Consider the following 13,992-nt stretch of genomic DNA (forward strand, 5'->3'; position numbering starts at 1 on the left):
TTTCTTTCAATAAATTAAGGAGGATCCCATGATTTTTATGACAAAAAATGGTAGAATATGAATGAAAACGACTATTATTTTATATTGACGGAGGATATCATGACCGAAAACTATCAAGATGACACCTTACGCATCTTCAGTTTAAATGCAAATCGACCACTTGCTGAAAAAATCGCAGCATCAGTAGGAACAGAATTAGGAAAAAGCACCGTGCGCCAATTTAGTGATGGCGAAATTCAAATTAATATTGAAGAAAGTATTCGTGGCGATCATGTCTACATCATCCAAGCAACGAATGCCCCTGTAAATGATCATTTGATGGAATTGCTTATTTTAATTGATGCATTAAAACGTGCTAGCGCAAAAACAATTAATGTTATTTTGCCTTACTATGGTTATGCTCGCCAAGACCGCACAGCGAAACCAAGAGAACCCATTACTGCGAAATTAGTTGCTAATATGTTAGTAGAGGCAGGCGCAACACGTTTGTTAACATTAGACTTGCATACTGTTCAAGTCCAAGGATTTTTTGATATCCCAGTAGATAATTTATTTACAATGCCTTTGTTTGCTCATTATTATCGTCAACAAGCATTAGTAGGGGAAGAAATTGTGATTGTTTCGCCTAAAAACAGTGGCGTTCAACGCGCACGTAGTTTATCGGAGTACTTAGATGCGACCTTAGCAATTGTCGACCATGAAGAGATTGATGGGGTGCGTCAAGAAGGTTACGTTATTGGGAATGTCGCTGGGAAAAAATGTATTCTTGTTGATGACATTTTGAATACTGGTCAAACGTTAGCCACAGCGGCGGAAGTTTTAATGAAAAATGGTGCGCAAGAAGTGTATGCTTGCGCCTCGCATGGTTTGTTATCAGAAGGCGCAAAAGCAACCTTAGAAAATGCGCCAATTAAGGAAATTAGTATTACTGACTCTGTTTATACGACAGCAGACCGCCAACCAGCAACCTTGAATATTATTTCTTGCGCTGAGTTAATGGGGGAAGCGTTACTTCGTATTCATGAAAATAAACCAATGAGTCCATTATTCCGTTTAGAACCAAAAGGAGAATAAGTGGTTCCTTAAACTAAAAATAGGTCTAACAACTTTAATAGTGTTGGGCCTATTTTTCTTATCTCTTTTATAAATAGAAGAGAAAGTATTCTGATTTTGTGTTTTAAGCTTTTTATGCTAGAATAACGCCAGAACATAAGGAAAGGGACGAGTCATTTGGAACCTATTTATTTAGATCATGCGGCAACAACGCCGCTTCATCCCACGGTCATTCAAGCGATGACTGAAAATATGCAAACGACTTTTGGCAATCCATCAAGTATTCATCAGTTTGGACGAAAGGCACACGGTCTTCTGGAAGAAGTGCGTCAAACGATTGCTGAGAGCTTACAAGCCAAACCCCACGAAATTATTTTTAATAGTGGTGGCACAGAAGGGGATAACACAGCTATCTTGGCAGTTGCTTTTTCTCGTCAAAAAGAAGGAAAACATATTATTACTACGGCAATTGAACATCCCGCTGTGTTACGAACGATGGAATATTTAGAAACGCTAGGCTTTGAAGTGACTTACTTGCCTGTGAATGAAAATGGTCAGATTTCAATGGATCAATTCAAAAAATCTTTACGCGAAGAAACGATCTTGGTTTCAATGATGTATGGCAATAATGAAATTGGAAATCGATTACCGATTGCTGAAGTTGGTGCAATTCTTAAAAATCATTCGGCGATTTTTCATACAGATGCCGTCCAAGCTTATGGAAGTGAAGTCATTTTACCTCATGAATTAGGGATCGACTTATTAAGTATTTCCGCTCATAAAATCAATGGTCCAAAAGGCGTAGGTTTTTTATTTAAAAGCGATGCAATCCAATTACCACCTCTTTTACATGGTGGGGAACAAGAAGAAAAACGACGTGCGGGCACGGAAAACTTAGCTGGAATTATTGGCATGGGTACTGCCGTTTCATTACTAACTTCTACAGAAAAGCAAGCAAGAAAAACAGCTTATCAAAGTTTTCAAACGATTATTTTAAAAGCGTTAGAAGAAGCCAATATTGATTTTTCAATTAATGGTGAACCAACCAATCGTTTAGCGCATGTCTTAAATCTTCATTTAAAAGGAATTCCCAGTGATTTGCTCTTAATGCATTTGGACTTAAGAGGTATTGCGATTTCAACAGGCTCGGCTTGTACAGCGGGAACTGTGGATCCTTCGCACGTGTTGACAGCGATGTATGGAGAAAATTCCTCAGCTATTAAAGAATCAATCCGGATTAGTTTTGGCTACGGGAACACACCAGAAGAAATTGCGACTTTTTCTGAAGTACTAGTTGCAGTGATTCAACAATTGAAAAAATAATCTGATTGCGGCAGCTAAAGGTTTTCGCTATAATGAAGATAACAATGAAAATAACGAGGTGGAACCCATGGCATTTACAACAACGGCTGCTGTTGAAGGCTCAACAGTTTTTTACAAAGTACATCCTAGTGCAAAACGCTATACATTAAAAGATAACGGCTTTACTGAAACAAAATCAGGGAACTTTCAATTGATTCGTTCCTTAGATCCAACGCCTCAGAGAAATGAAGGCTTCAAATTGAAAATTACGATCACTGCTGATCTAAAAGAGTTGAAAATGTCCATTACAACGGCAAATGGTTTAAAACCAATGAATATTTTCAAGAATGAACAACATGAAATGAGTAAAGAAAAATACTTTTTCTTAATGGATGGCTTAATTAGCCGTGGTGTATTAGAGAAAGTAGAATAATTTAGAGAAACCTGAAGAAACAAGTGAAAGTAGCTTGTTCCTTCAGGTTTTCTGTTTATTTGAAAGCAATAGCTTGTTGGCTGTGTCTTTGTTCCAAGTATTTTCTCATTATACGCCCGGCTTGCTTTACTTATTTAAAAAAAATAGTATAATGAAAAGCACTGAAAAGTTACGACCTTCAAATCGTGGATGATTTCAGAATCTAATTGAAATGATGGTGATAAAATGGCAGATAACAGCAAAACGCGTGTCGTGGTAGGCATGAGTGGCGGTGTCGATTCATCTGTCACAGCGTTGCTTTTAAAAGAGCAAGGCTATGATGTAATTGGGATCTTTATGAAAAATTGGGACGATACAGACGAAAATGGTGTCTGTACCGCAACTGAGGACTATAAAGATGTCGCAAAAGTAGCGGATCAAATTGGGATTCCGTATTATTCGGTCAATTTTGAAAAAGAATATTGGGACCGTGTGTTTGAATATTTTTTAGCAGAATATCGGTTAGGACGGACACCAAATCCAGATGTCATGTGTAATAAAGAAATTAAATTTAAAGCATTCCTAGATTATGCTATGCAACTAGGCGCTGACTATGTGGCAACTGGCCACTATGCGCAAGTAGAAACGGATGAAAATGGCGTAGTGCATATGTTACGTGGAATTGATAATAATAAAGATCAAACCTATTTTTTAAGCCAATTATCACAAGCCCAATTGGCAAAAACAATGTTTCCATTGGGTGGCATGGAAAAATCAGAAGTTCGTGCAATTGCTGAACGTGCTGGATTAGCCACAGCCAAGAAAAAAGACTCAACGGGCGTTTGTTTTATTGGTGAAAAGAATTTCAAAGAATTTTTGAGTAATTATTTACCAGCTAAAAAAGGCAACATGGTGACAGAAGATGGCGAAATCAAAGGACAACATGATGGTCTGATGTATTATACTATCGGTCAACGCCAAGGCTTAGGAATTGGTGGCGGCGGTAAAACACAAGAACCATGGTTTGTAATTGGGAAAGATTTAACTACCAATACATTATATGTGGGACAAGGATTTCACCATGAAAAACTATATGCAACACATTTAGAAGCCAGTGAGGTTCATTTTACTGTTGATACACCAATGCCAAAAGAGTTTGACTGTACGGCTAAATTCCGTTATCGTCAAGCAGATATCCCAGTGCATGTTTCCTTATCTGAAGATGGCACAAAAGCAACCGTTACGTTTAAGGAACCAGCGCGCGCAGTCACTCCAGGTCAAGCTGTTGTTTTTTATGATGGGATGGAATGCTTAGGGGGCGGCTTAATTGATCGCGCCTACCAAGATGAAAAAGAACTACAATACGTCTAAAAAGTTTCACGAGTTGTGAAACAAAAAGGATGAAGTTAACCAAAAGAAAAGCGGATATGCTGGTCATAAAACCAGTAAATATCCGCTTTTCTTTTTTGTTTTATATGCCTATTTTTTTTAAAATAAGAAAAAGAGAAAAATTAAAAATTAAAATTGTGGATAACTTTTCTGTGTATAACTCAGGCATCATTTTTCTCTTTTTTTAATTCGCCGGTGCTTCGACGAACCCATAGAAGGTTAAGGAGAACCAGACAAGAAGTGGAAATAAAGACCCCACGATAACCGAAAGCGGCAGATACGCTTGAACCAATCATAGGACCAATCACATTTCCTGTCGCTTGGAAAGATTGATTGTAACTGAAAATACGACCTGCAGCGTCACTTGGGGAATAACGAGTGATCAACGTTTGAACAGCTGGTAGTAAACAGGCATCGGAAATCCCAACTAAGAAACGAAGCATGGCAAGCTGCCAGACATTTTGAACAAAGGCCATTGGTAGATAAACGAAAATGGCTAAAATTAAGCCAATTGTCAAGATGCGTTCACTGCCAATACGATCGCCTAACCGGCCGAAACGAGGGGCGGCTATTAACGTTGCAATCCCTGGAATAGAAGCAATGACTCCGCTAATTAAGGTGACATTTCCGTGACCACCCAACAATTGTTGAATATATAAACTGATGATGGGACTAATTGAATTATTGGAAGCTTGAATGATTAATGTCGTAATAAACATTCCAAGAATCACGTGGGGATGTTCTAGTTTTTTTAAAATTTGTTTCCCAGATGCGGCTTGATTTTTTTCAATTGGCACAAACTCTTCATGGACAAAGACGAGACTCAAAACAAAAACGAGTAATAAAATCGTACCAGTAATGAAAAAGGTTGGCCGATAACCGAAAATAGAAGCAGTGACACCGCCCAATAGAGGACCAAGCAACGTGCCGGTAACAGAACCAGTTGCTAAAGTACCAAGCACTTGACCGCTTTTTTCCTTAGGTGTGCCTGTAGCAACTAACGCAGTTGCATTACTGATATAACCGGAAAAAACACCTTGTAATAAGCGCAAGCCAATCAATTGATAAACACTTGTGACTGCGCCCATTAAACTAATGACGATAGCCATCCCTAATGAAGCACGTAATAACATTAACTTGCGTCCTTTTCGGTCGGCTAAACGGCCCCACCAAGGAGAAACAATGGTCGTGACTAAAAAAGTGGAGGAGAACGTGATTCCGCTCCAAAAATTCAATTGTTGGTGGGTAAAAGTACCTAATGTGTTGATATAAAGAGGCATGAATGGCATCACTAAGCTAAAGCCAATACCAGCCATAAATGTGCCAAACCATAAAACAAGCAGATTTTTTTCCCAAGGTTGTCTTGGACGGAAAATTTTACTTTTAATTAATTCATACATTCTATTTCCTCACTTTCTAGTAAAGAAATTCAAATTTGGCTTTGGCGAGTCGTTGATCATTCAATGCTTGATGCAATTCATTCGCAAAAAAGCCTTCTTTTAAATTTAGTGGATTTTTTGTAGCGTATACATATAACGTATAGGTGTGCACACCAGAGCGAGGACTTAACCCCAGATAACGTTCGGTTAACTCAGGTAACGTTGCAGTGGCAAGCGCAGGAATCATCTGTTTCCCCAAAGGAGAAGCAAGACTATTTTTTCCTTGAATGGTAGGCTTGAGTGCTGTTCGACTAAAGTCTTCAGGAATCTCATTGGTTACAGGAACATTGGCAGCTAACCAATGAATAAAAGGGAAACCAATTAGAGGAATCGTGTCATAATCAATTAATTCCCAGGATAAATAGCGGGCTTCTTTAGGAATGGCCGCTAAAGAAATAGGAAAAGATAAAATAGGACGTTCGTGTAATAAAAATTCTGCACTGGTTCGTTTGCCATAACGATCGGCCAAATGAGAACGGTTGGTAATATGCATGCCAAACAGCCTTCTTTCAAAAATGATGTTTACAAATTATTATTATAAACTATAATTTATAGTTTAAAAAGAGTCAATAGATATGATAAACTAATACTTGTCCAAAATTTAAGAATTGGAGGCGTCAGAAAGATGGCAAAAAAACGGAATTTAACGAAAGCCAAAATCCTTGAAAGTGCCCGCAACCTAGCGGAAGAATTGGGCGTTCAACAATTAACCTTTCAAAATTTAGCCGTTGATTTAGGCATCAAGTATCCTTCACTCTATAATCACTTTAAAAATATTGCTGAAGTAAAAAATGCTCTAGTGGACTTGTTAATTCAAGAATTAAATGATGCATTGCGACGAGCCTTAGTGGGTAAGAGTGGCGCAGAAGCAATTCGGATATATGCTGAAACGTACCAACAATTTGCTTTTGAAAATTCTGCAGTCTATGAATTACTTATCAGTGTGCCGAAAACGCAAAACCAACAATTAATTGAAGGCATCCATGAAACCAATCAAATTATCTTACAACTTTTAGCTTTTTATCCATTTAATAATGAAGAACGACTGCATAAAAGCCGAGAATTACGTAGCTTAATCCATGGCTATATTACCTTACGTTTTTTAGGTTATTTTCAACGCGAAGAAGCCACGCCGGAAGAAAGTTATCGTCGCATGATTGAAGATTTTATTGCTTCTTTAGAAGTAGCAGGATAAAATAAATTTCAAAAATTTCTCAGTCCGAAACCAAATCCTTGCAACTTTTTCAGAAAGTGACTATGATACCTACAGTAGCAAAAAAAGGAGCGGTTCAATGTATCAAGTAATTACAATGTATGGCGACAATGAACCTTGGTGGTTTTTTGATGATTGGCAAGAGGACATTGTTCAAGAAAAAACCTTCGATAACTTGACCGATGCAGAGACATATTATGTGGAAGTTTGGCAAAAACTTTCTCAGAATTATACATACGTCAACACAAAGCCTAATTATTTAACGGCTTTCTGGAATGATGGGGAAGAACGCTGGTGTGAAGAATGCGATGAAGATTTACAACAATACTTCGGTTTAGCATTACTAGAAAATCATCATGCAGTTACTTTTGAAAATAAAGCTGAGTTTACCACAATATCCAATCATTTAGGCAAAACAAAATTCTGCAAACGGAAAGTTATTTGAAACGCATGAGTTTAAAGAAAAACCTCAGGGAATTTTCTTTAAACTCTTTTTCTATTCTCGGAATTTAGAGAAAATCGAGCTAATATTTGGTATAATACGAAAAGATAGCACTCAAAAAGGAGCGAAACTAGTGGTTGCAAAACAATTAATTATTGCTGAAAAACCTAGCGTAGCAAAAGATTTAAGCCGCGTTTTAGGAGCAAATCAAAAAAATAAGAATTATTATGAAGGACCTAACGTGATTGTCACCTGGGCTTTAGGCCATCTCTTAGGACTAAAAATGCCAGAAGATTTAAACAAAGAATGGCAAACGTGGCAAATGGAAACTTTACCGATGATTCCTAAGAATTTAGGGATTAAACCGTTACCGAAAACGGGACATCAATTAAAAGCGATTAAACAATTAGCTAATCGTAAAGATGTTTCTGAAGCCGTGATTGCCACCGATGCTGGTCGTGAAGGTGAATTAGTGGCCCGCTGGATTTTAGAATATGTCCGTTTTAACAAACCAGTCAAACGCTTATGGATTTCATCTCAAACAGACAAAGCCATTAAAGACGGGTTTAAGAAAATTCGCCCAGCGAAAGACTACGATAATTTGTATTACTCTGCCTTGGCACGCGCAAAAGCTGACTGGTTGGTGGGGCTAAACGTCACACGGGCCTTGACAGTGAAATATCAAGATAACTTATCCGCAGGTCGTGTTCAAACACCAACTTTAGCAATGGTACGCCAACAAGAAAAAACGATTGAACAATTTAAGCCTCAAACTTATTTTACTATCTCGTTAACTGTTGAATCAGAAAAAGCAAAGATGACCCAAAAAAATCCATACGCTTTGAAAGAACGGCAGGAAGCAGAACAATTAGTCAAAGAACTCTCAAAACAAAAGGGCTTAGTTACCGATATCCAAGAAAAAGTTAAAACAGAAAATGCGCCGTTACCATATGATTTAACCGAAATCCAGCGTGAAGCCAATCAGCGATTCCAATTTTCTGCAAAGAAAACGTTGTCTCTTGTACAAAGTTTATATGAAACCCATAAAATTGTTTCCTATCCTCGAACTGACAGCAAATATCTAACAACGGATATGAAAGGAACGATGAAAGAACGACTTCAAGCCATTGCTGATTTTTCACCAGAAGTGAAAGGCTACCTTAAAAATGGGGCTGTTGTTAAACAACAAAAAGTTTTCCAAAATGCAAAAGTCACGGATCACCATGGGTTGATTCCAACTGAACAACGTCCTCGTTATGAAAAGCTAAGCAATGATGAACAAAAAATCTATCAAATGATTGTTCAACGATTCTTAGGTTTGTTTGCTGAGCCAAATCAATCCAAACAAACAAAAGTTACAGTCGCTTTTGGAAAAGAAACATTTGTCTTTCATCAAAATAAAGTAGTTGTTGCTGGCTGGAAAACAACAGCCGAACAGCCGCTATCCACTGTCCAATGGCAAAAAGGCATGACCGTTGCGCCAAACTTTACCATTAACAAAGAATTAACGTCGCCGCCAAAACCATTAACCGAAGGAACGTTGTTAGGAAAAATGGAGAAACACAGTTTAGGCACACCGGCAACGCGAGCTGAAATTATTGAAAAACTGATTAAATCAGAATTGATGGAACGAACCAATAGCGGTTTAAGTGTCTCTGCCAAAGGAAAGCAACTATTAGACTTGGTGAATCCATCACTTGTGACACCTGAACTAACGGAAAAATGGGAAAAATCGCTCGAAGCAATCGCTTCGGGTCAACAAAAGAGTCAACTTTTCTTAAAGGATATTGAAGAGGATACGAAAAAATTAGTCCGTGAAATTAAACAAAGCGAGAAAAAATATCAAGATTTTTCCATTACGCAAAAAAAATGTCCAGATTGTGGCTCAAACTTACGGGAAAAAAATACAAAAGATGGGAAGATTTACGTTTGTACAAACCAAGAATGTTCTTATCGTCGGCGAAAAGATCCTAAAGTATCCAATCACCGTTGCCCACAATGCCATAAAAAAATGGTCATCATAGAAGGAAAAAATGGTCGTTCTTTCAAATGTAAATTCTGTTCGATTACTGAAAAAATTCCCGATAAAAAAGAACGAAAACAAAAAATGACTAAACATGAAGAACGTCGTTTGATGAAAAAATATTCACAACCAGACGAACCAGAAGAAAGTGCTTTAGCACAGGCTTTAAAAGCCGCTATGAACCAAGAGTAGCGATTTGACGAATGTTGGCTCTAAATAATCAAGTCATCCTTGTTGGTCTTTAGTAAACTTTCAAATAGAAAGAGAGGGACACGGATGCTCGTAAATTTGAATCAAGCAATGGATTATATTGAAGAACATTTAACGGAAGAAGTATCCTTCGATGAATTGGCGAAAAAGACAGGGATTTCTGTTTACCATTTTAAACGAACTTTTTCGTTTATTGCGGGGATGAGTCTGGCTGAGTATATTAAAAAGAGACGTTTGGCGGAAGCAAATTTAGCATTACTTGCTGGTGAAAAAGTGACAGATGTAGCTTTTAAATATGGTTATCAAAGTATTGAAGGATTCTCAAGAGCCTTTCGCGATTGGTCAGGACAAGCCCCTTCTGAAGTAATGAAAACACAAATCCAAAAAACGTTCCCTAAATTCTCTTTCTATATTGATATTAAAGGAGGACAATCAATGGATGTTAAATTGATTGAAAAACCAGCGTTTCAAATAGTCGGAGTTAGTCAGAAGGTTCCCTTGCAGTATCAAGGGGAAAATCAAGCAATCATGGAATTAGCACAGCGCATTACACCACAACAACGAGCGGAAATGCATACATTTGATGACATATATCCTTATCAAGTAGTAAATGCTTCTTTTGACTTTCAAGAGGGACGAACAACAGAAGGTGGAGAAATGACACACATGATTGGCTTTGCCACTTTGCAAGAAAATATCTATGAAGATTTGGAGCAACTAAGCGTACCTGCTCATACATGGGCGGTTTTTCCAAATGAAGGTCCTTTCCCACAAATTTTACAAGAAACCTGGGCAAGGATATTCTCTGAATGGTTGCCTTCATCTGGTTACCAAGTCGTTGCAGCACCAGAAATTTCGTTTACGCAATATCAAGGACCAGCAGAAGCTAAGTACAGTGAAATCTGGCTCGCTGTTACAGCTACTAAATAAAGAAGAGGTCGGGACAGAAGTGTTTAACTCCGAGAAATAAGAAGGAATTTCCGAAAATTGTTCTATAATTTTTGGAGAATTTCGGCTTATTTCCGAAGGAGTTGCTTCTGTTCCCGCCGTTTATCAATTTTTAAGCCTGGGACAAAAATCCAAAGTGATTTTTGTCCCAGGCTCTTTTCCGCCAATAAAGGAGAAAGTTTGGTATAATATATAATAAACGTGAAGAAAAAAATCAGACCTTCTAAACTGAAATCTAGCTATGGATAAGTGATGCGAATACGGAATCATGGAGAAAAAAATAATTCTCCGATGTTTTAGAGTCATGTTGTTTGGAATGGTACCAAAACAAAAAACTAGCTTTAAAGTATCACCCAGACAGTTTTAGAGTCATGTTGTTTAGAGTGGTACCAAAACAAGAAGCAAAAGAGAACATGATTGCCGTTTGTTTTAGAGTTATGTTGTTTAGAATGGTACCAAAACATTTATATTCAATCACAGTAGCAATACCTTGTTTTAGAGTCATGTTGTTTGGAATGGTACCAAAACTGATCGTGGATTTTCTGACAGGTTGGATCAGTTTTAGAGTCATGTTGTTTAGAATGGTACCAAAACAACAAACCCTTGTTCAGCATAATGACTATAGTTTTAGAGTCATGTTGTTTAGAATGGTACCAAAACCCAAGTTGGTACGATTACTCAAAAATTAGAGTTTTATAGCCATGTTGTTAAAAAACAAACTATCACCTCAAGCAATCCGTAATTTTCATCACAAGATTAGAATTTTTATCATCAAAGACGAGCTGCTTCAATTTTTGGAAACTAATCAAGTGATAAGTCAAAATGTTGATAGATTGAGATTAGTTCTTCCTTTTTTTAGGAAGGGCTTTTTTTATTGATAGAAGAAAGGGAAGAAATCTTGGTAGCACCTAAAAAAATTGTGAGAAATGCTTCTGTATTGTTTGGTTTCTGCCTCAGAAAGTTGTATACTTAGATTGGAATTATTCTATATTACATGCATTTTCACACTTTTTGGAAAAGTTCACTTGAATTTTCTTTTAGTTTCGTAGATAAAAGGAGTCATCGCTAATGGAAATGAACAATTCAGGTAAGCTTGTTTCTTTGTGTGGAGGCAAATCAGGGAGGAAATAATATGTTTGATATTGTAACATTGGCGAGAATCCAATTTGCGATGACAACAGTTTTCCACTTTTTCTTCGTACCGTTTTCAATAGGATTAGCACTTGTTGTAGCAATTATGGAAACAATGTACGTTGTGAAAAAAGAGGAACGTTATCGTAAAATGGCCAAGTTTTGGGGAAATATATTCCTATTAAGCTTCGCTGTTGGGGTTGTAACCGGGATTATTCAAGAATTTCAGTTTGGGATGAACTGGTCTGATTATTCTCGATTCGTCGGAGATATTTTTGGGGCACCGTTGGCTGTAGAAGCGCTCTTAGCTTTCTTCTTAGAGTCAACATTCTTAGGTTTGTGGATCTTTACTTGGGATAAAATGAATCCGAAAGTTCACGTAACCTTTATCTGGTTAGTCGTATTCGGTTCAATGATGTCTGCTTTCTGGATTTTAGTTGCCAATAGTTTTATGCAACATCCAGTAGGTTATGTCATCAATAATGGCCGTGCTGAAATGGTGGACTTTGTAGCTGTCATCAGCAATCCAAAAGTTTGGTATGAATTTTCACACGTTATCATGGGCGCCTTTACATTGGGCGGCATGGCAGTAGCTGGTATGGCTGCTTTCCAATTGTTGAAAAAACGGGATATTTCATTCCACAAAGCATCTATGCGCATTGGCTTATGGGTTACTTTGTTCGGTTCAATCGGCGTTTTATTAGCTGGCGACTTGCAAATGAAAGCTCTAATTGAAGGACAACCAATGAAATTTGCGGCGATGGAGGGGGCCTATGAAGACTCTGATGATCCTGCTGCTTGGACATTAATTGCTTGGGCAGATGAACGAGAACATAAACAAGTTTTTGGTATCGATATTCCATATATGCTAAGTATTTTATCGTATAACAAATTATCAGGTTCGGTTGATGGAATGGATACAGTCAACAAGCGTTTGGTAGAAAAATATGGGGATGATAAAAATTATTATCCACCAGTTAACACTTTATTCTGGAGCTTCCGTATCATGGCTGGTTTTGGTGCCTTAATGTTATTGGTTGCTGCCTTAGGACTATTCTTTACAAGGAAGAAAAAACCATCGCTGTACGAGAAGAAATGGATGCTGTGGATTGTTGCTTTATGTACGTTCGCACCATTCCTTGCGAATACAACAGGTTGGTTAGTCACTGAATTAGGTCGTTATCCGTGGACTGTCTATGGATTATTTACGATTGAACAAAGTGTTTCACCAAATGTATCGGTTGCTTCATTAATTACGTCAAATGTCATTTATTTCTTATTATTTGCTGGTTTAGGTAGTGTCATGGTTTACTTGGTCATTTTAGAATTACGTAAAGGACCAGACTATGAAGCGAAAAAATTAGCGAAAGAAAATGAACCAGCGTTGGATCCATTTGATAAGGGGGTATTTGGCGAATGAGTACACTACAATTATTATGGTTTGTCCTTATCGGCGTCTTGTTCTCAGGTTTCTTCTTCTTAGAAGGATTTGACTTTGGTGTTGGAATGGCCGTTCAAACGTTGGCACACAATGACGACGAAAAAGATCAAGTCGTTGCAACAATTGGACCTGTTTGGGACGGAAACGAAGTTTGGCTATTAACAGCGGGCGGCGCAATGTTTGCCTCTTTCCCATATTGGTATGCTTCATTATTTAGTGGCTACTATTTAATTCTATTTACGATTTTATTTGGCTTAATTATTCGCGGAGTTTCCTTTGAATTCCGCCACAACATGCCGGAAGGTAAACGTCGTCGGATGTGGAACTGGACGCTATCAATTGGTAGTTTCCTTGTACCGTTCTTCTTTGGTATTTTGTTTATCAGCTTAGTCCAAGGAATGCCTTTAGATGCAAACGGCAATATGCATGCGCAATTTACGGATTATTTTAATCTGTTTTCAATTGTTGGTGGAGTAGCCTTAACATTACTTTGCTACTTACACGGCATGAACTATATTGCTTTAAAAACAGAAGGCCCAATTCGCGAACGTGCTCGAAATTATGCAGAAATCTTATACGGCGTTTTATATGTCGGTTTAGTTGTTTTTGCAGTGTTGATGTACTTCAAAACGGACTTTTATGAAAAGAACTTTACGGTCACTTTAATTTTAACGTTAGCAATTGTGGTCTTAACGGTCATTGCCAATGTTGGGGTGTTTAAACGCAAAGAGATGTTAGCTTTTCTAGCGAGTGGTTTAACGTTAGTTGTACTAGTTGCTCTCTTGTTCAGTGGCTTGTTCCCACGTGTTATGATTGGTAGTGAAGGTTTTGATTTGTTGATTAAAGATGCAACAAGCACACCATATACACTAAAAATTATGACGTGGATTTCTTTAAGCATTTTACCATTCGTGTTAGCTTATACTGCTTGGTCCTATTATATTTTCAGAAAACGTATTTCACAGACAGCCGTACCAGAGGGGTATTAA

At 37.7% G+C, this 13,992-nt stretch carries 12 protein-coding genes and 1 CRISPR repeat array; of the genes, 10 read left to right on the top strand and 2 right to left on the bottom strand.

All coding sequences use genetic code 11. The features are described from left to right. Positions 1-99: 99 nt before the first annotated feature. From AB3I72_RS03170 to mnmA, 4 genes are all read left to right on the top strand, one after another. A complete protein-coding gene (locus tag AB3I72_RS03170; RefSeq protein ID WP_002362076.1) occupies positions 100-1,074 on the top strand; it encodes a ribose-phosphate diphosphokinase in 975 nt (324 codons plus the stop codon). Between the two features lie 156 nt (positions 1,075-1,230). Further along, the gene (locus AB3I72_RS03175; RefSeq protein WP_002366913.1) at positions 1,231-2,376 is read left to right on the top strand and encodes a cysteine desulfurase family protein; all 1,146 of its coding nucleotides are present in this window, start codon (positions 1,231-1,233) and stop codon (positions 2,374-2,376) included. Positions 2,377-2,443: 67 nt separating this feature from the next. Beyond that, positions 2,444-2,788: a DUF1831 domain-containing protein gene (locus AB3I72_RS03180; RefSeq protein ID WP_002356959.1), complete on the top strand. Its 345-nt coding sequence runs from the start codon at positions 2,444-2,446 to the stop codon at positions 2,786-2,788. A gap of 225 nt (positions 2,789-3,013) precedes the next feature. Continuing rightward, positions 3,014-4,138, top strand: coding sequence for a tRNA 2-thiouridine(34) synthase MnmA (mnmA, locus tag AB3I72_RS03185; protein ID WP_002362075.1), 1,125 nt, complete (start codon positions 3,014-3,016; stop codon positions 4,136-4,138). A 179-nt stretch (positions 4,139-4,317) separates the two neighbouring features. On the opposite strand, the gene AB3I72_RS03190 is transcribed toward mnmA, so the two are convergent. Continuing rightward, complete coding sequence (locus tag AB3I72_RS03190; protein ID WP_368023556.1) at positions 4,318-5,556, bottom strand: multidrug efflux MFS transporter; 1,239 nt, start codon at positions 5,554-5,556, stop codon at positions 4,318-4,320. Positions 5,557-5,572: 16 nt separating this feature from the next. Further along, positions 5,573-6,088 carry a YbhB/YbcL family Raf kinase inhibitor-like protein gene (locus tag AB3I72_RS03195; RefSeq protein WP_061101241.1) on the bottom strand — a complete coding sequence of 172 codons (516 nt, stop codon included), beginning with the start codon at positions 6,086-6,088 and terminating at the stop codon, positions 5,573-5,575. Between the two features lie 132 nt (positions 6,089-6,220). On the opposite strand from AB3I72_RS03195, the gene AB3I72_RS03200 reads away from it, so the two are divergent. The 6 genes from AB3I72_RS03200 to cydB all read left to right on the top strand — a co-directional run bounded on the left by AB3I72_RS03200 (position 6,221) and on the right by cydB (position 13,992). Continuing rightward, a complete protein-coding gene (locus AB3I72_RS03200; RefSeq protein WP_002356965.1) occupies positions 6,221-6,790 on the top strand; it encodes a TetR/AcrR family transcriptional regulator in 570 nt (189 codons plus the stop codon). Between the two features lie 97 nt (positions 6,791-6,887). Then, positions 6,888-7,253, top strand: coding sequence for a DUF1033 family protein (locus tag AB3I72_RS03205; protein WP_061101240.1), 366 nt, complete (start codon positions 6,888-6,890; stop codon positions 7,251-7,253). 130 nt (positions 7,254-7,383) lie between these two features. After that, positions 7,384-9,465 carry a DNA topoisomerase III gene (locus AB3I72_RS03210; protein WP_061101239.1) on the top strand — a complete coding sequence of 694 codons (2,082 nt, stop codon included), beginning with the start codon at positions 7,384-7,386 and terminating at the stop codon, positions 9,463-9,465. An 84-nt stretch (positions 9,466-9,549) separates the two neighbouring features. Further along, positions 9,550-10,413: a GyrI-like domain-containing protein gene (locus AB3I72_RS03215; protein ID WP_368023558.1), complete on the top strand. Its 864-nt coding sequence runs from the start codon at positions 9,550-9,552 to the stop codon at positions 10,411-10,413. 311 nt (positions 10,414-10,724) lie between these two features. Next, a CRISPR array of direct repeats spans positions 10,725-11,141; the repeat unit is 20 nt; unit sequence GTTTTAGAGTCATGTTGTTT. A gap of 422 nt (positions 11,142-11,563) precedes the next feature. Further along, positions 11,564-12,982 (top strand): cytochrome ubiquinol oxidase subunit I, encoded by a 1,419-nt coding sequence (locus AB3I72_RS03220; protein ID WP_002356974.1) that lies wholly within the window; start codon positions 11,564-11,566, stop codon positions 12,980-12,982. After that, complete coding sequence (gene cydB / locus AB3I72_RS03225; protein ID WP_368023559.1) at positions 12,979-13,992, top strand: cytochrome d ubiquinol oxidase subunit II; 1,014 nt, start codon at positions 12,979-12,981, stop codon at positions 13,990-13,992. The genes AB3I72_RS03220 and cydB overlap by 4 nt, the downstream gene beginning before the upstream one ends.

The sequence above is a fragment of the Enterococcus sp. GC34 genome, assembly GCF_040886645.1.
Taxonomy (GTDB): Bacteria; Bacillota; Bacilli; order Lactobacillales; family Enterococcaceae; genus Enterococcus; species Enterococcus faecalis.

Excerpts from the sequence above, each read along its gene's own strand:
- AB3I72_RS03170 (WP_002362076.1), top strand. The coding sequence starts at position 100 with ATGACCGAAAACTATCAAGATGACACCTTACGCATCTTCAGTTTAAAT.
- AB3I72_RS03180 (WP_002356959.1), top strand. The coding sequence starts at position 2,444 with ATGGCATTTACAACAACGGCTGCTGTTGAAGGCTCAACAGTTTTTTAC.
- mnmA (WP_002362075.1), top strand. The coding sequence starts at position 3,014 with ATGGCAGATAACAGCAAAACGCGTGTCGTGGTAGGCATGAGTGGCGGT.
- AB3I72_RS03190 (WP_368023556.1), bottom strand. The coding sequence starts at position 5,556 with ATGTATGAATTAATTAAAAGTAAAATTTTCCGTCCAAGACAACCTTGG.
- AB3I72_RS03195 (WP_061101241.1), bottom strand. The coding sequence starts at position 6,088 with ATGCATATTACCAACCGTTCTCATTTGGCCGATCGTTATGGCAAACGA.
- AB3I72_RS03200 (WP_002356965.1), top strand. The coding sequence starts at position 6,221 with ATGGCAAAAAAACGGAATTTAACGAAAGCCAAAATCCTTGAAAGTGCC.
- AB3I72_RS03205 (WP_061101240.1), top strand. The coding sequence starts at position 6,888 with ATGTATCAAGTAATTACAATGTATGGCGACAATGAACCTTGGTGGTTT.
- AB3I72_RS03215 (WP_368023558.1), top strand. The coding sequence starts at position 9,550 with ATGCTCGTAAATTTGAATCAAGCAATGGATTATATTGAAGAACATTTA.
- AB3I72_RS03220 (WP_002356974.1), top strand. The coding sequence starts at position 11,564 with ATGTTTGATATTGTAACATTGGCGAGAATCCAATTTGCGATGACAACA.
- cydB (WP_368023559.1), top strand. The coding sequence starts at position 12,979 with ATGAGTACACTACAATTATTATGGTTTGTCCTTATCGGCGTCTTGTTC.